Here is a 22,987-nt window from a genome sequence, read left to right as displayed (position 1 = left end):
ACGTCATGGGAACGGGTGCGGGTCGGGGTTGACGTCGTCGTACCCCTGCGCCGCCGCGGCCTTGAACACCCGGTCGATCCCGTTGACCCGACGGAACTTGTGTCCGAAGGTCATCGGGAGCATCCCCGGCACGATCACCTTCACGCAGAACAGCCCACCGGCGCGGTGCTCGGGGGTCGTCTGGTCGACCACGATCACCTCGAGGCCGTGCTCCGCGAGCCGGTCGATCGTGGAGCGCAGCAGCTGCTCCAGGTCGGTCGGCTCACCGGTGCTCAGCATCGGGTGCGGGTCGGCGATCCCGGTCGTCCCGCCTTCGTGCAGGAAGGCGAGCCGGTGCTGCGCCTCGGGACGGCCGTTCAGCTGGCTGTGGTGCAGCATCGACTGGCACAGGTCGCCGTCGGAGACCATCCGCAGGGCGTGGTCCCGCACCTCCTGGGGCTCGTCCTCGTGCTGGGCGATGATCGGGGCGAGTTCGAGCAGCCCCGCGCCCACGGCCTCCTCCATGTTGAAGTGCGACGCGGCGGCGCACAGGAAGCGGGCGTGGTCGTCCCGCTCCTGCTCGTCGACGACGCCGATCCAGACACTGGGAATGCCGTGCTCGGTCGTGGTGTCCCAGGCGTGGACCGTGTAACCGGTGTGGCGTTCGATGCGCTCCCGCAGGAGCGGAACCGTGGAGCCCTTCGCGGTGGAGAGGTCGATCTTGTTCGGGGGACGACGCGAGTACCAGGTCATCAGGAACGCGTCCCGCTCGATGACCTCCATCAGCCCGTGCAGGATCGTCTCCGGCATCGAGCCGCCGACCGCGCACCCGTTCGACACCTCGTACAGGTACTTGGTGATGCTCGGGCGCACCAACCGGGTGCGGTAGTAGGCGTAGGACTCCGGCACCAGGACCGGCTCGTCCTTGGTCAGCGACCGACCCCAGACCCAGTCCACCTCGGAGTCCTCGGTCCAACGGGGGAGCCGGAAGTCCGGGTCGTCGTACCGGTGCTCGTCGTGCATACCGAGCCGGCGCAGGTCGAGCGCCTGGGGGAGTTCGGCGAAGGTACCGCGGACCACGCTGCGGTGACCGGAGGGGCTCATACCGCCCCACCGCTCGACCGCCTCCGCGGCCGCGGCGGTCCCCGACTCCCGGTAGGAGGGGGTACGCCCGATGCCCTGCTCGACGTCGGTCGAGTTGCGCAGACCGAGGGGCGCGGACAGGTTCGGGAACACGCCGAGGCCGTACTTGAACAGGGTGCGGACGAGGCCGACGTCCCGGTCGACGTAGGTCGGCAGGAAGGTCTCGTCGTCCACCAGCGACTTCGTCCGGAGCGAACCGGGGGAGTGGGACACGGACGGGCTCGGCCGCAGGTCCTCGGTGTCCTCCGGATTGTCCTCGGGCAGGGAGCCGCACACCGGGCACAGGGGGTCCGGCAGCATCTGCGCCTTGCGGGCGCCGAGGCCGAGCAGCTGGACCACCATGAGCGGCAACGGGTCGTGGCCGCTCACCTTCTGGTCCAGGTCCACCAGTTTGGTCGCCATGTCGGCGGCGTAACGGATGTGCAGGGTGGTCAGCGACGGCGGCGCCCACCCCCGGATGATCTTCGGGTCACGGCGGTCGAGTTCGGCCATGGGCTCGGGGAACTCGCGCGCCAGCAGCAGCCGCGACTCCAGGCACTCGTTGCAGCCCGGACGGTCGGCGCGCATCACCGGACCGATGTACATCCGGTCCCGGCGGGCGATGACCGGCAGGACCGGACCGTCGCCGGCGGGGATCTCCGGCAGTTCGCCGGCCTCGCCGACGACCACCGTGTACTCCGGTGGCACCGCGGCGCGGATCGCCTCGGCCAGGGCCCCGGCACCGGTCGTGCTCGGGGCGCTCGTCTGCAGCTCGGTCACAGTTCCACCACCCTGAACAGGTAGGGCGTGGCCGACCGCAGCACCGGGTCGCCGTCGAGTTCGACGAGGCCCAGACGCAGACCGCGCGAGGCGAGCAGCTTGATGACGTCGTCGACGGTGAGCAGGTGACCGGTCACCGGGGCGGCCGAGCCGTCCGGTTCGGGCACGCTCTCCGGAACGGGCGCCATCGTCAGCGTGTCCTGACCGCACTGTTCGACGATCGTGGCGCGCTGGAGGGCCAGACCCATCGCGGACGCGAGGTCGAGACCGGCGGCCCGCGCCAGGGGACGCTCGCCCACGGCGACCAGAACGGTCGGCAGGTCGGCGTCGATCCGGAACATACGCACCGGCTCGCCCGCCAGCAGCGTGAGACGGTGCAGCTGCCCGCCGACGGCTTCGGGAAGGTTCTCGTGCTCGATGAGCGGGGCCTGCGCCGGGACCGGCACCGCCCGCTCCGTCGCGAAGTCGAGGACGGCCTGCGCCAGCGCGGTCTCCCGGCTCAGCGCGGAGCCGATGCCGGGAACGTACGCGTCACGGATGCCGACCGGAGCGACGGTCGGGCCGGCCTCGTCGCTGACGAGGTCACGCGCCGGGCCACTGGACGGGTGCGAGGCCGCGAGGCGACCGAGCGCGGCCAGCGTGGCGTCGTGGCGTGCCTCGGTGAAGGCGTCGGCCACACCGAGGACCTGGCTCACCTCGCCGTCGCGGGCCAGACGGGCCGCGGCCACGCGCAGCGGAAGCTGCTCGTGGTGTTCCTCGATGTCCAGGAGCGGTCCGGCGATCTGGTCGAAGAGCTCCGCCGCGGCCAGCGAGAAGTCCTCGCTGTCGATGACCTGGGGCGGCTGCAGCGACTCGGGCTCGGCGGGGCGCCCCACGGGCTGCACGCGACCGGTCTGGGACTCCAGGGTCTCCAGGTCGATGCGCTCCACCTCGCCGGCCACCGGCTCCGGGTAGGCGCCGGTGACACTGCGGAACACGGAGAAGAGCGCGGTGTTGGCCGGTACGCCCGTGGCCGGGCCGATCAGCCAGGTCGACGGGCCCGCGGGCAGGTCACCGGTGTCGGTGAGGCGGACCTTGGCGTCGGCCCACGTCGATGCACCGCCGGGGATCGGTCCCACCCAGGCCTTGTCGCGGGAGACCAGCACCGGCAGCAGGGGCGCGGTGCAGGCGTCGGCGACGGTGTCGATCAGCGCGGGGTCCTCGGACAGCACGACCACGAAGTCCGCGGCGGTGACGCTCGTGACCAGATCGCCGGCCGGCGTCTCGACCAGTTCGCGGTCCGGGTCCTCCTCGCGCAGCGCCTCGATGTCGTCGGCGCGACCGGCGCGGGCGGCGGTGTCATCGCTCGGGTCGACCACCTCGACCCGGCGGCAGCCCAGGTTCCACGCGGCGCGCGCGGCGGCGTCGGCCAGAGGCGCGCCGCCCACGATCACCAGGCGGGTACCGCGCCAGCGCTCGAAGCGGGAGAGGCCGGAGTCGCAGCGGAAGTCGACGTAGGCGATCTCGGCCTGGTAGCGCTCGATCTCGGCCTCGGTCAGTCCGTGCGGCAGGTCGTCGCCCACGTCGCGGACGAAGCCGTTGCGTTCGAGCAACGTCACCAGGTCACGGACCATTTTCTCGTGGGCCGGCTGCAAACCGGTGGTCAGGTCGTCGAGTAGCACGGACCCGTCCAACCGCGGCGCGAGCCGTTCCACCCAGTTGTAGATCGACCCGCCGCGCAGGGTCACCGACCGCGCGCTATCGATGATGAAGGCCCCGTCTGCTGTTGGTACATAGTAGACGTCCGGCCGAAGCTTCGGTCGCATCCGCGCCCTTCTCTTCTTTCTCTCGCAGGGGCGACAGATGGTCCTGGCGCGTGTGACCGCGCCAGGGCCATCTCGCTGGATCAGCTGCAGCAGCAGCAGGGGCAGCAGCTGCAGCAGCTGCAGCAACCGTCGCCACCGGAGGCGCCGATCTCCATCATGGCCAGCGTCGAGCCGAGGGACTCGATGCCACCGGGCTGGTTGGAGCCGAAGCCCAGAACGCCCTCGTTACTGGTGCTGAACTCTTCGACGGGCAGGTCGCCGAGGCTGTTGGAAAGGTCGGTGTTGATCGACACGGGAACCTCTTACCTCTCGTGGGGTGATGCGCCGTGACGGGTGGTCATCGGCGCCTGCCCATCATTACCGGGCCGACTTACAGCCCACCTACACCGTGGTTGCGTTTGTTTTTTGGGTTTCTGTGGTTTTTTCGGGGCATAGGTAAGGGTCGCTTCGCGTGTGCTCGCTTCGGCGAGAAAGGGCCCGGAGTCGTCATTATGGGAGCGCTCCCATATGGCAATGAAAGTGCGCACACACGAATCGGCCCACCGGCGACGCCGGTGGGCCGACCCGACCCTCGACGGGACGGACCCGTCGAGGGCACCCTCAGTGGCCTCGGGCGGTGACGGGCCCCGGAACACGGGGGCCGCCGACCGTGCGGCTCAAGGGGATCAGCTGCAGCAGCAGCAGGGGCAGCAGCTGCAGCAGCTGCAGCATTCCCCGCCACCGGAGGCGCCGATCTCCATCATGGCGAGCGACGAGCCGAGCGACTCGATGCCACCGGGCTGGTCGGTGCCGTAACCGACGACGCCGCGGCTGCTGGTGCTGAACTCCTCGACCGGCAGGTCGCCGAGGCTGTTGGAAAGGTCGGCCTCCATCGACATGCGATCTCCTTTCTCCAGAGGGATGGGTGGTGCGTCGATTACTCGACGCTGCCCATCATGGACGGTCCGCTTTACTCCCCACCTACACCGTGGTTGCGCCCCGCCCCGGATCCGACCCTTCCGACCGGTGGACGCCATGCCGGCGATGACGTCGTACGGTCGGGCGGGCGCGGCCGTGGGCCGCACGAGGTTTCGACCGTCGATGGCGGGGGACCACCCGAAGGCGGGACCCCGCGCCCGTGCCCTGTCGCGAGCGCATCGCGCCGGTGTGGACGAGGACACCGGGACCGCTCCGGGCCCGGACCACCACGTCACGGCCCTTGACCGCGCTCGACCATCGACTTGTCCTGATATCGGGGCTATGAGAGGACACCCCCAACACGTCGTCGTCCCCGGACCGACGGGCCGGTCCGAGAACACTGGGCCGTATGACGCAGGAACGCGCCCATCGCCCACCCGACCCGAGCGACCCGCTTCCCGAGCTCACCGCCGAACAACTCGCGACACTGCACACGGTCGGAGAACAGTGGCGTCGCGCCGCCGGAGCACCACAGAACTGGCGCGTCGCCCTCCCCGTCGACCCGCACGTGGGCAGCTACCCGGCACGCCACCAGGTCCACCAGCCCCGCTACGAACGCTTCGTCACCGTCGCCGACCTCGGCAGCGGACCCCAGACCACCGAGGCCTCGCAGGCCGCCGACATGACCTCCTCCCCGCTGGGCCGGGCGGGTTACCGGGCCAGACGGGTGCTCCTGGGGCCGGCGTTGAAGAGCACCGCCCTGGTCCGGGAACGCATGCGCAAACTCGTCGCCCTCCCCGTGCTGTCCTCGGACGCCCTGTCCTCGGTCGCCTACGGTCCCGAGGCGATGCTCACCATCCTCGTCATCGGCGGTGTGGCGGGGCTGACCCTGTCCCTGCCCCTCGCCCTCGCCATCATGTTCATGATGCTGGCCGTGGGCCTGTCCTACCGGCAGACCATCCGCGCCTACCCCAACGGGGGAGGTTCCTACGTCGTCGCCGGCGACAACCTCGGCCGGATGCCGGGTCTGCTGGCCGCTGGCGGCCTCATCGTGGACTACGTCCTCACCGTGGCCGTCTCGATCGCCGCGGGCATCGCGGCGATCACCTCCGCGCTGCCCGCGCTCAGCGGAGCGACCGTGCCCATCGGGTTGGGTGTCATCGCCCTTCTCCTCGCCGGGAACCTGCGCGGGGTGCGCCAAGCGGGCGTCCTCTTCGCCGCACCCACCTACGTCTTCGTCTTCTGTGTGGGCGCGGTGATCGTCGTCGGGCTCGTCCGGGCGGCACTGGCCGGTTTCCCGCCGGCGCCCCCACCACGGATCGACGCCGTCACGGGTGTCACCCTGTTCCTCGTCATGCGCGCCTTCGCCTCGGGGGCGACCGCCCTGACAGGGATCGAGGCCATCACCAACGCCGTTCCGGTGTTCCGTCCCGTCGAGTGGCGGAACGCGCGCGCCTCACTGACCTGGGTGATCCTCACACTGCTGGCGCTGTTCGGCGGGATCATGGCCCTGGTCCTGGTCACCGGCACGATCCCGGCCCCGGGGGAGACCGTGCTCTCCCAGTTGGCCCGGCACTCCTTCGGCACCGGTGCGATGTACGTCCTCGTCCAGGCCAGCACGGCGGCGATCCTTCTCCTGGCCGCGAACACGGCCTACAACGGGTTTCCCCGGGTGTTGTCGTTGCTGGCCCGCGACCACTACGCCCCACGCGTGTTCACCCGGATGGGGGATCGCCTGGCCTACAGCAACGGCATCCTCCTGCTCTCCGTCGCGGCCGCCCTGATCTTCGTCTTCTTCGGAGGCAGCACCACCGCGCTCATCCCCCTGTACGCCGTCGGGGTCTTCCTCGCCTTCACGCTGTCCCAGACCGGCATGGTGGTGCACTGGTGGCGCTCACGCTCCCGGCACTGGCGCACGAGCCTCGCCTTCAACGCCACGGGGGCGGTCCTGTGCGCAGCGGTGTTCGTCACCGCGGCCATCGCCAAGTTCACCTCCGGCGCGTGGGTGGCGCTTCTGGCGGTGGCGGCCTTCGTCCTCCTGGCCCTGCGCATCCGCGTCCACTACGACGCCGTCGGACGCGCGCTCCGGCTGCGGCCGCACACCGTCTCCCTGCCCGGAGGCAACGTCCGGGTGATCCGTCGTTCACCCGTGCGGCAGACCACCGAGCCCTGGCGTCCGGTCGAGATGAAGCCGGTGAGGGAGCGGGCCGAGGAGGAGACGGAGGAGGGAGAAGAGGAGACGGAAGCGGAGGAAGAGGAGACCCCCGAGGAGATCCACCACCTCTCGGTGGTCCCCGTCGAGACCCTGGACCTGGCCAACATCCGGGCTCTGGCCTACGCCGCCTCGCTCCAGCAGCCGGTGCTGGCCGTGCACCTCAGCCCGTCGGAGGAGGAGGCGGAGCGGATGCGGAGGTACTGGACGCACTGGGGGGACCACCTTCCGTTGGAAGTGGTGGTGAGCCCCTACCGGACGATCATCGCCCCGTTGGTGAACTACATCGAGGCGTTGCACGAGCAGCGGCCCGGACTGACGATCACGGTGATCCTGCCCGAAGTGGTGCCCGCGCGCCTGTGGCACCGGCTCCTCCACGATCGGATGGCGTTCCGGCTCCGGCACGCGCTACACGAGCGCCCCAAGATCGTCGTCACGACGGTCTCGTTCCACGTGCGCTGAACCGGCGCGGTCGTTGCCCCGGCCCCGGGCGTGCCCTCTGCCCCGATCCCGTCCTTTCCGTGTCCCGGCCGTGGTCGCCGAGGACATCCCGCCCGGGGAGAGGTGACCGTGACCGGCCTTCTCGCGCGCACGCGCGTGCGCGCGAGAAAAGACGGGAAGGGTGCGCGGAGGGCCGCTCCCGGAGCGGTCGGGCGCCCCTCCCGCGGGGGTGTCCCGCCATCCCGGGGCCCTGCGACGCGGGGACCGCGACGGATCCTGGCCGCCCGGACGGGTTGAGTAGGGTCCGGGGTATGAGCCCCCGCCACGAACCCACCGGAAGTCTGCTGGCGATCAGCGATCTCCACCTCTCCCACGCCGACAACCGCACGATCCTCGACGAGCTGACCCCGTCGACGTCGCAGGACTGGCTGATCGTCGCCGGCGACGTGGGCGAGATCAGTACGGACATCGAGAAGGCCCTGGGCACACTGGCCGAGCGCTTCGCCAAGGTCATCTGGGTTCCCGGTAACCACGAACTGTGGACGCACCGCAACGACCCCCTGCGCCTGCGCGGGGAGGAGCGCTATCTCCATCTGGTGGAGGCCTGTCGCCGGCTGGGCGTCGTCACGCCTGAGGACCCCTTCCCCGTGTGGCGGGGCGCCGGTGGCCCGGTCGTCATCGCGCCCCTGTTCCTTCTGTACGACTACAGCTTCCTCGCGCCGGGCACGTCCACGCCCCGGGAGAGTCTGGCCAAGGCCTATGAAAACGGCATCGTCTGCACCGACGAGGTGATGCTGCACCCGGACCCCTACCCCGACCGGGCCGCGTGGTGCGCCGCGCGCGTGGCCGCGACCGAGGCGCGGCTCGCGGAGATCGACCCGGACCTGCCCACCGTGCTGGTCAGCCACTGGCCGCTGGTGCGCGAACCCACCAGGATCATGTACTACCCGGAGTTCGCCCAGTGGTGCGGCACCGAGCGCACCGCCGACTGGCACGTGCGCTACCGGGCCCGCGCCGCCGTCTACGGGCATCTGCACATTCCGCGCACCACCGTCTATGACGGGGTGCCCTTCCACGAGGTCTCCGTCGGTTATCCGCGTGAGTGGAAGCCGCGCGGCGGACACGGGGGGCTCCGCCGCATCCTGCCCGAGGACGCGGCGGACACGGGCACGCGGGGTCACTGACCCCGGGCGGGAGGCCGGGCGGTGTCGCGCACCGCCCGGCCTCCCCACCGGAGGCGTCGAGGCCGTGTCCTCCCGAGAACACGGCACCCCCGGTGCTCGGTGACGCCTCACCGGACGCCGTTGCCCCGGCGGCACGGTGTGCCGCCGCGCCCACACGTCACCGTCACACCTGCGTGAACAGGGCGAACGGTCCCGGCTCCGCCCGCGCCGTCGCGTGGCGCCCCTCGTGCGGGTCACCCGCGGTGACCTCCACGGCTGGAAATTCGTGCATGTGATCTACCGCACTGGCCCCCGAGGTTTGGTACCCCTCGAAGCGCATCGGTCGCGCACCCCGTCGAGAGGTGTTTCCGTCCCATGCCGGCCCGCCGTCGCGCATGTGGGAAAAGCCCACCCGGGCGGGCACGGCGTGCTCATGGGTACCGCGTACCCGGTCAGCGCTCCACGCCCGTCCGAGGTCGGGATGTAGGGCACCCATACCAGTCGGCCACCCGCCGGCGTTCGTATGCCCCCCGGGGGTATTAACGGGGGTTCGAGCGGGCTTGCCGGGTCCCGCGAGAAGGGGGGTTGTTTCCTGCTTCCATGCGCCTGGTGTCTGGTTTGTCAGTCTTGTAACGTTTTTGCGTTATGTCTTTTTGGGTCTCTTGTGGGGGTCCATCGTCGTTTGCGGGTTTCGAGAGCGCCTTGCTACCGTGAGTGCACGCGCTGGCGAGATGTCCCGTATTGGGAATCCGTCGGCCGCGGAGCCGAAGTGAATATCCAAGATATTCCGTGCGGAGTTTCCGCACGAGCCCGGAGCGCCGGACCGGATCCGGCGTCAGACCATTGATGCGCTGCGGAGTCTGACATCTTCGAGAGTGGTTATTCCGTACTCTTTCCCGGGCAAGGCTCCCAGATGAAAGGCATGGGAGCGGGTCTGTTCGACCGATTCCCCGCAAGGGTCGAATCGGCGAACGAAGTCCTAGGTTACGACCTGCGTGAGTTGTGTCTGGAGGACCCGCGGGGTCTGCTCGACGACACGCGTTACACGCAACCCGCGATCTATGTCGTCAACGCCCTCTCCTACGAGGACTCACTGGAGCGTGGCGAGCCGTCGGGCGACTACCTGCTCGGGCACAGCCTCGGTGAGTACAACGCCCTGCACGCCGCGGGTGTCTTCGACTTCGAGACCGGGCTCAAGCTGGTGGTCAAGCGTGGTGAGCTGATGGCACGGTCCCGGGACGGCGCGATGCTCGCCGTCGTCGGGATCACGGGGCGGGAGCTGGACGCCTTCCTCCTGGAGGAGGATCTGTCCGGCCTCGACGTGGCCAACTACAACACCGACGCGCAGACCGTGCTCTCCGGCCCCGGTGAGGATATCGATCGTGCTCGGCGGTTGTTGGAGGAACGCCGTGTCCGGGTCGCTCGACTGAAGGTCTCCGCCGCGTTCCACTCGCGGCTCATGGTGCCGGCGCGTGATGAATTCACAGCTTTTCTCAAAGGGTTCAGGTTCCGATCTCCGACTGGTACGGTGATCGCCAATCTCACGGCGAGACCTTATTCCGGGGACGCTGTCGCGGAAACACTGAGCGAGCAGATATGCGGCTCGGTGCGATGGGTGGAGAGTGTCCGCTACATGTTGGCGCGAACAACCGTCGACAAGTGCAGAGAAGTGGGAAACGGGAGCGTATTGACCCGCATGCTCGACCACATCGATCAGTCGACCACGCCCGATCGAGGCCCGGACGGAGGGTCCCGGCCACGACCGCGCCTGTTCTGTGCGGCCTACGCCGGCGGTGACGAGCGCTCCTACGCGGCGCTGGCCGAGGAGTGCCCGGACCTGGAGGTCCTCACGCTCGAACGGCCGGGCCGGGGGAGTCGGGTCTCGGAGCCTTTGCTGACCTCGCCCGAGGCGGTGGTCGAGGACATGCTGACGCAGATCAGAGAACGCCTCGACGCGCCGTACGCGCTCTACGGTCACAGTCTCGGTGCCGGGCTCGTGTACCTGCTGTGCCGTCGCCTGAGGGAAGAGGGGCTGCCCGCGCCGCTCCACCTCTTCGTGTCGGGGGCGAGCGGTCCCTCGGTCAGGAGCCGTGAGTACCTGACATGGACCCTGGAGTCGGACGCCTTCTGGGAACACCTGCGCCGCTTGGGCGGTGTACCCGCCGAACTTCTGAAGTACGAGGACATGAAGGCCTTCTACGAGCCCATCCTGCGCGCCGACTTCACCATCCTGGGTTCCTACGAGCACCGCTCACACGAACCCATGGACCTGCCCGTCACGGTCTTCGTCGGTGAGGACGAGGATCTGCCGAATGCGGACGTCGACGCCTGGCAACGCGAGACCCAGAAGCCGCTGGAGACCCACGTGTTCCCCGGCGGCCACTTCTTCATCCGATCCCACTGGGCCGATCTCGCTCGGATCATCGCTCCCCGGATGTCCGTCACCTAGTACCTCCTGAAACATCATGTGCGCACGGCGAGAACACGCCGAGGTGCTGGTTCGTCATTGGTTCGGCATCCCGAGTCAGAAGGAGAATAAGGAGCGCCATGGAGCAGGAACTCAAGCAGTACATGGAAGAACAGTTCATGTTCGAGTTCGACTCGGAGATCACCGAGGACAGCGACCTGTTCAAGGCCGGGGTCATCGACTCGTTCGGCTACATCACGCTCATCGGGCACATCGAACAGGAATACGATGTGAAACTCGGTGAGGAGGCGCTGCTCGGAAACGTCATGGTCTCGTTGTCGGGCATCGTCGGTTTCGTCGAATCCGCCCGTTCCCGTACCAGCGAGAACGGGTGAGCCATGTGCGGCATAGCCGGCTTCTACGCGAGCCCTCTTCCCGCCCTGAAATACCCCGACGTGGTCCAGGACATGCTCGCCCAGATCGAGCACCGCGGCCCTGACGAAGCCGGGTGTTTTCTCGACGACCGGATGGCCATGGGGACGGTGCGGCTGAGCATCATCGACCTTTCCACCGGATCGCAGCCGATGGGAAGTCCCGACGGTCGATACTGGCTCTGTTACAACGGTGAGCTCTACAATTACCGGGAACTGCGTTCGGAGCTGACGCGCCTGGGATTCGCCTTCCGGACACGGTCCGACACGGAGGTCGTCCTCCTGGCCTGGGCCGCCTGGGGCGCAGCGTGCTTGAAACGATTCAACGGTGCGTTCGCCTTCAGTCTGTTCGACTCCGTCACCGGCGAACTGCACCTGGCGCGCGACCGGTACGGCAAGCGTCCGCTGTTCGTGGCACGTCACGAGGGCGGGTGGCTCTTCGCCTCCGAGATGAAGGCCTTCCTGGCCTACCCGGGTTTTCGGTTCTCCTTCGACGCGCCGCAGCTGGCCTCGATGTTCGCCACGTGGACACCGCTCCCGGGGCAGAGCGGATTCCGCGACATCGAGCAGTTGCCGATGGGGGAGTACCTGACGATCGACGGGACCAGGGCCGAACGGAGACGCTGGGCCGCACTCGACCTCGTCGGGGGAGCGCCGCCCGCGACCGAGGAGGAGGCCGTCGAGCTGGTGCGGGCGGAACTCGACGCCGCCGTCGACGTGCGGCTCCGCAGCGACGTCGAGGTGGGCGTCTACGCCTCGGGAGGTCTGGATTCGTCGATCCTGGCGCACCTCGTGGCGCGACGGTCCGACGTCCCCCTGCGCACCTTCTCCCTGCAGTTCGAGGACGCGGAGTTCGACGAGTCGGCGGAGCAGAACGCGTTGGCCTCCCACCTGGGGGTCGACCATTCCGCCCTGCGGGTGTCGGACTCCGACGTCGTGGAGGCCTTCCCCGAGGCGGTCCGGCACGCGGAGGTCCCGGTCTTCCGCACGGCCTTCGTCCCGATGTACCTGCTGGCCGAACACGTCCGGAGCCAGGGCATCAAGGTCGTCCTCAGCGGAGAGGGCGCGGACGAGGCTTTCCTGGGCTACGGCATCTTCAAGGACACCCGGCTGCTGTCCGAGTGGAACGACCTGGACGACGACGAGCGCATGAGCAGACTCGGTCGGCTCTACCCCTATCTCGGCCACTTCAACGGCGAGGACGGCCAACGCAGGATGCTGGGGCTGTACCAGCAGTTCACCGAGGAGCGGCTGCCCGGCCTGTTCTCGCACCAGATGCGCTTCCAGAACGGCCGGTTCGCGACGCGCCTGCTCAAGGACGCGGGCGATCCCTTCGCCGCACTCCAGGAACTCGTCGCCGAGGAGTCCGGTTACGCCGAACTCTCCGCCGTGCAGAAGGCACAGTGGCTGGAGTTCCGCACGCTCCTCAGCGGCTACCTGTTGTCCACCCAAGGGGAGCGGATGGCGCTGGCCCACGGAGTGGAGAACCGCTGTCCCTTCCTGGACCCCGCGGTGGTGCGTCTGGCGACCTCCGTCAACCAGCGTTTCGGGGACGAGTACGACGAGAAGTACCTGCTCAAGCGCGCCTACGCCGACGTGTTGCCGGCCCGCATCATCGAGAAGGGGAAGTTCCCGTACCGGGCCCCCGACAGCGCCGCCTTCGTGCGATCGAACTCGGACTACCGCGATCTGCTGACGGACGCGGACACGCTCGACGAGATCGGTGTGCTCGACCCGCGTTTCGTCCGGCGGTTCACCGATCGCATCTTCGACAGCCGCCCGGAGCGGATCGGCACCAAGGAGAACCAGACCTTCGTCTTCCTGGCGTCCACGATCTGGCTCCACCACTGGTTCGTGCGAGGTCACGCACGCCGCCGAGACCCGCTCGATGTTCCCATGCACGTCGTCGACCGGCGCAGCGACGCCCTCTCGGCCTAGGACGGAATCCCCGCCATGAAGAATTCCCACGGTGCCGGTGACGACGGTCAGGATGTCGCCGTCGTCGGCCTGTCCCTGCGGTTGCCCGGAGCGCGTACCCCCGACGAGTTCTGGGACCACCTGGCCGCGGGCCGCTCGCTGATCAGTGAGGTCCCGGAGCGCCGTTGGCGCAAGGAGGACCATCTCGGTCATCCGCGTCGCGAGTTCAACAAGACCAACAGCGTGTGGGGCGGCTTCGTCGACGACGCCGACTGCTTCGACGCGGAGTTCTTCCAGATCTCCCCGCGCGAGGCGCGGTCCATGGACCCGCAGCAGCGTATGGCCCTGGAGTTGGGCTGGCACGCGCTGGAGGACGCCGGTTACCGGGCCGACCGTCTCGCGGGATCCCGCACCGGGGTCTTCATGGGTGTGTGCCACTGGGACTACGCCGAGCTCATCGAACAGCAGGTCGACGAGATCGACGCCTACTACCCGACCGGCGCCGCCTACGCGATCATCGCCAACCGGGTGTCCCACCACTTCGACTTCCACGGCCCCAGCGTGGTCAACGACACGGCGTGCTCCAGTTCTCTCGTGGCGGTCCAGCAGGCGGTGCAGGCGTTGCAGTCCGGTGACTGCGACGCCGCGCTCGCCGGAGGGGTGAACCTGACCTGGTCGCCCCGGCACTTCATCGCCTTCGCCAAGGCGGGCATGCTCTCCCCCGACGGCCTGTGCCGTGCCTTCGACGCCAAGGCCAACGGGTACGTGCGCGGCGAGGGCGGCGGCATGGTCATGCTCAAACGCGCCGAGGACGCGCGCCGGGACGGCGACGCCGTGTACGCGGTGATCAAGGGCATCGGCAGCAACCACGGCGGCCGCACCAGTTCCCTCACGGTCACCAACCCCGCGGCCCAGGCCGACCTGATCACCGGCATCTACCGCCGGTCGGGGATCGACGCCCACTCGGTGTCCTACATCGAGACCCACGGTCCGGGCACCCCGGTCGGCGACCCCATCGAGATCAGCGGACTCAAGCGGGCGTTCGCGGAACTGGACGAGGACGGAGCCGAGCGGGAACGGGAGCACCGCTGCGGCGTCGGTTCGGTGAAGACCAACATCGGTCACCTGGAGGGCGCCGCCGGTGTGGCGGGGATGCTCAAGGTGATCCTCGCGATGCGCCACGCGCAGCTGCCGGCCACGGTCAACTTCAGTGAGCTCAACCCCCTGATCGACCTCGACGGCAGCCCCTTGTACGTCGTGGACCGCCTCAGCGACTGGGAGACGGACGAGGACGCGCCGCTGCGGGCCGGGGTCAGCTCCTTCGGCTTCGGCGGGACCAACGCGCACGTCGTGCTCGAGGCCGGCACGCCGGTCGCGGCCCACGCGCCGGAACGGTCCGGCGAGCAGTGGCTCCCGGTGTCGGCCGAGAACGAGGAGCGGCTCCTCGAACTGTGCGGTGGGTTGGCCTCCTGGGCGCGGACCCACATCGACCTCGGGGACGTGCCCGACCTCGCCGACATCGCGCACACGCTCCGCGAGGGTCGGGTGCCGATGCGGGAGCGGGTGGTCTTCCGCGCCGGTGACATCGGGGAGTGGGCGGACCGCCTGGAGGCCTTCGTCGACGGCGGAAAGCCGCCCGAGGGGTGCCTGCGCGGTCGGGCCGACGGCGCCACGGGCGACGGACTCGACGCGGAGGACCTGGCGGAACTGGCCACCCGCTGGTTGGAGAAGGGCAGCCTGGAGAAGTTCGCCGCCGCCTGGACCAAGGGCATGCCGTTGGACTGGGCACAGTGGCCGGAGGCCGGTCGCCGCGTGCACCTTCCCGGCTACGTCTTCGCGCGGACCCGGCACTGGTTCGAGCCCACCGCGCAGCAGGCGAGGAACGCCGTCGAGACCACGGCGCCACAGGAGCCCGAGAGCACGACCCCCCCGGTTCTGGGCGCGCAGGAGGCCGAGGGCGATGGCTGGACCTTCCCCCTGCACTTCGACGCCGGACAGGGTTTCGTCCGCGATCACAGCGTCAACGGATCACTGGTCGTGCCCGGTGTCGTGGCGTTGGATCTGGTCACCACCGCCGCCGGTCGGCCCGACGTCGCCCGAGCCAGGGCCGGGGCGGCCCCGCGCCTGCGCAACGTGGTGTGGATCCGACCCCTGCTCGTACGGGACGCGCCCCTGACCCCGCGCCTGAGGCTGACCGCCGTCGGCGAGGGGTACGACTACGCGATCGTCGACGGTGAGGGGGCGGCCTACACCAGCGGTCGTGTCGAGTACACCGAGGCCGTCCCGGAGGCGATCGACCTCGCGGAGCTCGCGGACCGTCACCCCGTGCGCGTCGACACCGACGCGGGATACGCCGCGCTGCGGGCCAGCGGAATCGAGCATGGCCCGGCGCTGCGGGCCCTGCACACCGTCCACAGCGGTGCCGACGGTGTGCTGGCGCAGGTGCGGTTGCCCGGCGAGGCGCCGGCGGACCTGACGGTGCAACCGGCGATCCTCGACAGCGCCCTGGTCGCGGCTCTCGCGCTGGGCGCGGACGAGGGCGGTTGGCGCACCCCCGCCACGCCCGCCGTCCCGTTCGCCTTGGACGGCCTCACGGTGCACGGGGCCACCACCGCCACGATGTGGGCGTGGCTGCGGCCCACGGAGAACGCGGGCACGGGCCGTACCGCGCTCGATCTCGACCTGATCGACACCACCGGTCGACTGTGCGTGCGGCTCACCGGTTACACGTCGCGGGAGCTGCCCACGGCCCAGGCCGCGGGTCAGAGGCGGGAGGGTGAACTCCTGGAGGTCACCCGTGTCTGGGAACCCGTTCCGGTGCCTGCCGTCTCGACGCCCGACGCCCCCGTCACGGTGCTCAACGCGGTGCTGGACCAGGAGTTGGCCGAGACGAGCGCGACCCGACTGGGCATGGAGGTCGAGCACGTCACGGCCCCGAAGGACGTGAACGACGCGGACGCGATGAAGGGTCTCTTCGAGAGCTCCTACCTGTGGGTGCGCCGACTGCTCGGGCGGGCGCGCCGCGTCATCCTCATCCTGCGGGGTTCCCCCGATTCCCCGGTCCACGAGCCCATCGCCGCGTTGCTCAAGACCGCGCATCAGGAGGACCCGTCGTTCCAGGGCAAGGTCGTCCTCCTCGAGGACGGCCACCCCCGGGATGCCGAGCGTTTCGAGCGCGTCCTGCGTCTGGAGGCGGGCGCCGAAGAGGACACGGAGGTCGCCTACACCGACGAGGGCCGTCGCCTGCGCCACGAGACCGTCGAGGTGGCCGAGACCGGAACCGGGACGAGTCTGCTCCGCGAGGAGGGCGTCTACTGGATCACCGGTGGCTCGGGAGGGATCGGCCTCGTGCTGGCCGAGTGGCTGTGCCGGAACCACGGTGCGACCGTCATCGTCAGCGGTCGGTCGCCGCAGAGCCCGGACGTCGAGGTGCTCCGCGGCCGGCTGTCCCGGGGCACGGTGACCTACCGACCGACGGACGTCACCGACGCCGACGGCGTCGGGGCCACCGTGGACGCGATCCGGGCGGACCACGGTCGGCTCGATGGTGTGTTCCACGCGGCCGGAGTGCTCGACGACGGCTTCATCGCGAGCAAACCGCTGGAAGGCACGGCCGCCGTGCTCGCGCCGAAGGTGGACGGTGTCACGCACATCGACGCCGCCACGAGCGAGATCGGCCTGGACTTCCTGTTGCTGTTCGGTTCCGTGGCGGGCGCGTTCGGCAACGCGGCGCAGGCCGACTACGCGGCGGCCAACGCCTTCCTCGACGCCTTCGCCGTTCATCGCGAGGAGACCGGGGGTGTGACCCGGGTGGTCGACTGGCCGCTCTGGGAGGACGGTGGCATGCGCATGGACGAGGCGAGCCTCGCCTACCTGCGCAAGCGCACCGGCACCGTGCCCCTGCCCAGCGACGTGGGTCTGGGCGTGCTGGAGCGCGCGCTGCGCACCGACTCGCCCGTCCGTCGCGTCGCGCTCTTCGGCGAGGAGCCCAAGCTGCGCGTGTACGCCGGCCTGGAGCGGCCCGAGGAGCCCGCGCCGGCCCCGACACCGCGACGGGAGCACCACGGTGCGCCCGTCCTCGGGGAGGAGGAACTCACCGCCCGGACCCAGGACTTCTTGAGGGAACAGTTCGCCCAGGTCACCCTCCAGGACCCGGAACAGATCCAGGTCGAGGAGAAGCTGGAGACCTACGGCATCGACTCGATCTCCATCGTCGACCTCACGAGCAAACTGGAGGACACGTTCGGGTCCCTGCCCAAGACGCTCTTCTTCGAGTACGTCGACCTGCAGGGGGTGGCGGAGTACTTCGTCACCGAGCACCGCGACCGGTTGCTCGACCTCTTCGCCCCGGCGGAGTCCGCGGCGGACGCCCAGGACGCCCAGGCCGCACCGCCGCCGGACCCTCGGCCCGCCCCGGCCGCCGCCCCGGCGGCCCTCGGCCCGGTGACCCCAGCGACCCCCGAGTCTCCCGCGACACCCGCGACCCCCGCGAGCGACGTGGAGACCGCCGTGACCACCTCCGTCCCCCGGCCGGTCGCCGGAGAGCCCTTCGGAGAGCGGGCCCCGGCGCGCGGCGACGTCGCGGTCGTCGGCATGGCCGGCCGCTACCCGGGCGCCGACACCCTGGAGGAGTTCTGGGAGCTGCTCAGCGAGGGTCGGCACGGTTTCGAGACCGTTCCCGAGTCCCGGTGGCGGCACAGTGACCTCTACTTCGACGAGCGCGACGTCCAGGGCAAGACGGTCGTGCGGACCGGTACGTTCCTGCGGGACGTGGAGGCGTTCGACCCGCGCTACTTCAACATCTCCCAGCGCGACGCGGAGCTGTTGGCGCCGGAGGTCCGGCTGTTCCTCCAGTCGGGCGTGACGGCCCTGGAGGACGCGGGCTACTCACGGGAGACCCTGCGACGCCGTTACGACAGCGACGTCGGCGTGCTCGTGAGTTCGATGAACAACAGCTACTCGCTGTACGGCTTCCAGAACATGTTGATGCGGGGCGCCCCGACGAGCGGCAGCGAGATCGGCGTCATGGCCAACATGCTGTCGTACCACTACGGCTTCACCGGGCCCTCGATGTTCCTCGACACGATGTGCTCCAGCTCCTCGGCCTGTGTGCACCAGGCCCTGCGCCTGCTGCGCGACGGTGAGTGCCGCATGGTCGTCGTGGGCGGTATCAACCTGATGCTGCACCCCTTCGACCTGATCGCCACGTCCCAGGCGCACTTCACCACCAAGTCCGCTGATGTCGTGCGCAGTTACGGCCTCGGCGCCGATGGCACGATCCTCGGCGAGGGCGTGGGCACGCTCGTACTGAAGCCGCTGGAGGAGGCGGTCGCCGACGGAGACCACGTCTACGGCGTGATCAAGGGCAGTGGCATGACCAACGCCGGGGTGCGCAACGGGTTCACCGTTCCCAACCCCCGGCAGCAGGGACGCGCCATCGAGAAGGCGTTGGACGACGCCTCGGTGAACGCCCGCACGATCAGCTACCTGGAGGGGCACGGTTCGGCCACCTCGCTCGGCGACCCGATCGAGATCAAGGGCGCGAGCGTGGCCTTCGGCCGCGACACCGACGACCTGGGTTACTGCGCGATCGGCTCGGTCAAGTCGAACGTGGCGCACCTGCTGTCCGGCGCCGGCATGGTGGGCCTGACCAAGGTGCTGCTCCAGCTCCGCCACCGCACTCTGGCCCCGTCTTTGCACTCGGAGACACTCAGCCCCGCCATCGATTTCGAGAAGACACCGTTCGTGGTCCAGCGGGAGCGCGCCGACTGGCGCCGACCGGTGATCGACGGGGAGACGGTGCCGCGCCGGGCGGGCGTCACCTCGATCGGTGCGGGTGGCGTCAACGTGCACCTCATCGTCGAGGAACACGACGGCCGGATCGTCGCGGCGCCGGAGAGCGGTCTACCCCGGTTGGTGGTCCTCTCCGCCATGACACCCCAGACCCTGGGCACGGTGCTGCGCGACACGGCGCGGTTCGTGCGCGAGACCGGGGTCGGTCTGGACGCGCTCGCCTACGCGACGCAGACCGGCAAGAACGAACTGCCGTGCCGCCTGGCCTTCGTCGCCGACGACATCGCCGAGGCGCGGAACCTCCTGGACGACCTGGCCGGGAGGGAGTGGACGGCGGACACGTCCGCGCTGCCCGAGGGCGTCGGATTCACACCGAGCACGCTGCGGCAGCGGCGCAGCGTCGACGCCGCCGGCCTCGATCAGGCCCTGACGGAGAACCGGCTCTCCGACCTCGCCCGGTACTGGGTGGAGGGTGCCGCCGTGGACTGGGACCGACTCTGGCCCCTGGGGCACCGCCCGGCCAAGGTGGCGCTGCCGGCGTACCCGTTCGAGAAGGTGCGCTGCTGGTACCCCGAGTTCGAGGACGCTCCGAGTGTGTCGGCGCCGCTGTCCCTGAGTGGCAGGGCCCATCCGTGGGTGGGCACGAACCGTTCGGACGTGCACGGTGTGCGCTACGCCCTGGAACCGCGCGGCGACGACCTGCTCGACTACGTGTACTCCGTCGGCCGCAAGCGTCGTTTCGTCACCGTCGCCCTGCTCGACGGCGCGCTGGCGTTCGTCCGACTGGCCGGGATCGAAGGACCGCTGAGCCTGCGGAACCCGCGGTGGGCCCGGCTGCCCGCGCCCGCGGACCAGGTGTGCGCACTCGAATGGCGGCTGGGCACGGACGCCTCGGGTGAGCCCCGTGCCGAACTGTGGCACGTGGACGAGGGGACGCTGAGGTTCACCACCGACGTCGTCGTCTCGGCGGCGCCGCTCTCCGCCGCGGCCCTCCCCCCGGAGTGGACGGAGGGACCGACGAGCCTCGACCGGGACGCCTTCCGCGCGCGGCTCGACGAGATGGGCGTGGACCCTCGCCCGTACTCCACGGTGGTGGACGGCGTCGCACTGATCGACGGACACCGTCTGCTCGTGCGGATCGCCGAACCCGCGATGTGCCAGGACCCGCACAAGCGGAACGTGCACATCCCTGCGTGGGTGCTGGCCGGGCTGATCCAGGGGGTCCAGCACGCGACCGGCCTGGCGGAGGTCTCCATGGCGCGTGCGGACTCCGTCGCCGGACATCAATGGGAGCGCGCCCGGACCATCGTGCTGGAGCGCACCTCCGACACCACCTTCAGGGCGCTCTTCCACGACGCCGCCGGTCACGCACTGGGCCTGATCGAGCGCGCCGAGTTCACGGCCGACGCGCTCGCGCCGTCCCTGCCGAGCGAGCCGGGGCGGGGGCCCGTGCCGTTGTCCACGGCCATGGTCGCGGCGTCCGACGGGACCGCCGCCTCCGGCACCGTGCGGGGCGCCACGGAACCGGTCGTCACCGGGCCCGTGGTCGTGACCGATACCGGGTCCCGGATCGAAGCCGGGTCCAGGTCCGAGACCGATGCCGCGACCGCAGGCGAGGAGGGCGCCGTCGACCGTGCCCGGCTCGTCACGTTGCTCCGCGAGACCGTCGCCGACCTGCTGAAGTTCGACGTCGCCGAGATCGATACCGACACCGACTTCCACGCCTTCGGTTTCGAGTCCATCGCGTTGGCCGGGCTCGCCGAGGAGCTGGGCGGGACCCTCGGCGTGGACCTCTCCCCGGCGGTCTTCTTCGAGTGCCCGAACATCCGCACCCTCACCGAGTACCTCGAAGAGCGTCACGGTGATCGGCTGCGGCTCCCGGGTGCCGAGGGCGGGGCCGCCCCGACCCCGGGCGTCGTCGGCGCCGCCACCGGTGCGGAGATCTCCTCCGCCCCCGTCGGTGCCCTGCCCACGCCCGCGGCCGGGCCCCTGCCGGATCCCTCCACGCCGACGGTCGCCGCTGCGGCCTCGTCCGAGGACCACGTCGGGCGGGCCTCCGGTGAAGGGACGGAACCGGATTCCACGGACGCCATCGCCATCGTGGGCGTCGCCGGGCGCTTCCCCGGAGCCGAGGACACGGACCAACTCTGGCGCCGCCTGCGTTCCGGAGACGACCTGATCGACGCCTTCCCCGGAGACCGGTTCGACGGTCCCTACGCGGACGTCGTCGCCGGGGCGGACTTCCCGAAGTTCGCCGGACGCATCGCGGACGTGGACCGCTTCGACGCGGAGTTCTTCCACCTGTCGCGTCTCGAAGCCGAACTGATGGACCCGCAACACCGCCTGGCGCTGGAGACGGTGTGGGCCGCCCTGGAGAACGGGGCGTACGCCCCCGGTCGCCTTCCGGAGAACACCGGCGTCTACTTCGGTGTCTCGGGCCACGACTACCACCAACTGCTCAACGCCAGCGGTGTGGCCCCCGACGGGTTCACCGCCACCGGCAACGCGCACTCGATGCTGGCCAACCGGATCTCCTACGTCCTGGACGTGCACGGACCGAGCGAACCGATCGACACCGCCTGTTCCAGCTCGCTCATCGCGGTGCACCGTGCCGTGGAGAGCATCCGCGCGGGTCGTTGTTCGATGGCCATCGCGGGCGGGGTCAACCTGCTGCTGAGCGTCGACACCTTCGCCGCCACACAGATGGCGGGCATGCTCAGCCCCGACGGCCGCTGCAAGACCTTCTCCGCCGAGGCCGACGGTTACGTGCGCTCCGAGGGTGTGGCCGTGGTTCTGCTCAAGCCGCTCGCACAGGCGCTCCGGGACGGCGACGCCGTCTGGGGCGTGGTGCGCGGTAGCGCCGAGAACCACGGTGGGCGCGCGGGTTCCCTGACCGCTCCCAACGGCAACGCGCAGGCGGAGTTGATCCAGGACGCCATGCGCGAGACGGACCCGGACAGCGTCGGGTACATCGAGGCGCACGGCACCGGCACCCAGCTGGGCGACCCGGTCGAGGTCAACGCGATCGACAAGGCCTATCGCTCCCTGCGCGCCGCGCGGGGGACGACGCGGGTTCCGGACCAGCCGGTCCTGCTCGGCTCCGTGAAGTCCAACATGGGCCACCTGGAGGCCGCCGCCGGCCTGGCGGGTGTACTGAAGGTACTGCTCGCCATGCGGCACCGGGAGCTTCCGCCGAGCCTGCACTGCGAGCGGCTCAACCCCGGACTCCCGCTCGCCGACGGCGGACTCGAAGTGGTGCGCGAGGTGCGCCACTGGGAGCCGCGGGTCGACGCGGAGGGCCGGGCGTGGCCGCTGCGCGCCGGTGTGAGCAGCTTCGGTTTCGGTGGCGTCAACGCGCACCTGGTGCTGGAGGAGCCGCCCGCGCCCGCAGTGCGTGCCGGGGGAGCGGCCGGGCCGCAGGCCGTGGTGCTCTCCGCCCGCGACACCGAACGGCTGCGCGCGTCCGCCGAGGCCCTGCGTGACGCTCTGCGCGTCGCGCGCGAGGAGGGACGGGCCCCCGACCCGGCGGACCTGGCGTTCACGCTCCAGGTGGGGCGGGATCCGATGGAGGAGCGCCTCGGTTTCGTCGCAGCAAACGTCGAGGAGGTCATCGACGTCCTGGAACGCTTCCTCCGGGGAGACCGCCCGGACGGGTGGTCCAGGGGGAGTCTCTCCCGCTCCCGCGGCACCGGTGTCCGGCGCGGTCGGGAACAGGACCCGAGGGTGGCGTCCGCGCTGCGCGAGGGGCGGATCGACGAGGTGACGTCCCTGTGGTGCGCCGGCACCTTCGTCGATTGGCGGGCCGCGCACACCCCCGGTGAGCGGCGGGTCGTGCGGTTGCCCGGCTACCCCTTCGCCCGGGATCGCTACTGGGTGCCGGCGGCCGATCGGCCCACGGACCCCGCGCCCCCCACGGCGCACGGGCCCGCCGTCGACACCGACGCCTACACGGAGGTGCTCGACGCCGTCCTCGAAGGTCGGGCCGAGCCCGACCAGCTCGGCCGACCCTGAAGCCCCCACACACCTCTGCCCTGGACCCG

10 protein-coding genes are annotated in these 22,987 nt (G+C 70.1%); 6 read left to right on the top strand and 4 right to left on the bottom strand.

The window, feature by feature from the left end; translation table 11 throughout:
- Positions 1–3: 3 nt before the first annotated feature.
- The 4 genes from DSY14_RS01260 to DSY14_RS01245 all read right to left on the bottom strand — a co-directional run bounded on the left by DSY14_RS01260 (position 4) and on the right by DSY14_RS01245 (position 4,564).
- Entirely contained in the window at positions 4–1,881 is a 1,878-nt protein-coding gene (locus DSY14_RS01260; protein ID WP_211714532.1) for a TOMM precursor leader peptide-binding protein, read from the bottom strand.
- Positions 1,878–3,686 (bottom strand): hypothetical protein, encoded by a 1,809-nt coding sequence (locus DSY14_RS01255; protein ID WP_211714531.1) that lies wholly within the window; start codon positions 3,684–3,686, stop codon positions 1,878–1,880. The genes DSY14_RS01260 and DSY14_RS01255 overlap by 4 nt, the downstream gene beginning before the upstream one ends.
- 80 nt (positions 3,687–3,766) lie before the next feature.
- Complete coding sequence (locus DSY14_RS01250) at positions 3,767–3,979, bottom strand: hypothetical protein (protein WP_211714530.1); 213 nt, start codon at positions 3,977–3,979, stop codon at positions 3,767–3,769.
- A gap of 372 nt (positions 3,980–4,351) precedes the next feature.
- Positions 4,352–4,564, bottom strand: a complete 213-nt coding sequence (locus tag DSY14_RS01245; RefSeq protein WP_211714529.1) for a hypothetical protein — start codon at positions 4,562–4,564, stop codon at positions 4,352–4,354.
- Positions 4,565–4,992: 428 nt separating this feature from the next.
- On the opposite strand from DSY14_RS01245, the gene DSY14_RS01240 reads away from it, so the two are divergent.
- From DSY14_RS01240 to DSY14_RS01215, 6 genes are all read left to right on the top strand, one after another.
- A complete protein-coding gene (locus DSY14_RS01240) occupies positions 4,993–7,257 on the top strand; it encodes an APC family permease (protein ID WP_211714528.1) in 2,265 nt (754 codons plus the stop codon).
- 290 nt (positions 7,258–7,547) lie between these two features.
- Positions 7,548–8,420 carry a metallophosphoesterase gene (locus DSY14_RS01235; protein ID WP_211714527.1) on the top strand — a complete coding sequence of 291 codons (873 nt, stop codon included), beginning with the start codon at positions 7,548–7,550 and terminating at the stop codon, positions 8,418–8,420.
- 844 nt (positions 8,421–9,264) lie between these two features.
- The gene (gene fabD, locus DSY14_RS29410) at positions 9,265–10,848 is read left to right on the top strand and encodes an ACP S-malonyltransferase (RefSeq protein WP_307851099.1); all 1,584 of its coding nucleotides are present in this window, start codon (positions 9,265–9,267) and stop codon (positions 10,846–10,848) included.
- A gap of 98 nt (positions 10,849–10,946) precedes the next feature.
- A complete protein-coding gene (locus DSY14_RS01225) occupies positions 10,947–11,201 on the top strand; it encodes an acyl carrier protein (protein WP_211714525.1) in 255 nt (84 codons plus the stop codon).
- Positions 11,202–11,204: 3 nt separating this feature from the next.
- The gene (gene asnB, locus DSY14_RS01220) at positions 11,205–13,175 is read left to right on the top strand and encodes an asparagine synthase (glutamine-hydrolyzing) (protein WP_211714524.1); all 1,971 of its coding nucleotides are present in this window, start codon (positions 11,205–11,207) and stop codon (positions 13,173–13,175) included.
- 15 nt (positions 13,176–13,190) lie between these two features.
- Complete coding sequence (locus tag DSY14_RS01215; RefSeq protein WP_211714523.1) at positions 13,191–22,958, top strand: SDR family NAD(P)-dependent oxidoreductase; 9,768 nt, start codon at positions 13,191–13,193, stop codon at positions 22,956–22,958.
- The last annotated feature ends 29 nt before the right edge of the window (positions 22,959–22,987 follow it).

Origin of the sequence: Nocardiopsis sp. MG754419, from assembly GCF_018207095.1 — a bacterium.
Lineage (GTDB): Bacteria > Actinomycetota > Actinomycetes > Streptosporangiales > Streptosporangiaceae > Nocardiopsis.
This window is presented reverse-complemented; position numbering and strand designations above follow the sequence as displayed.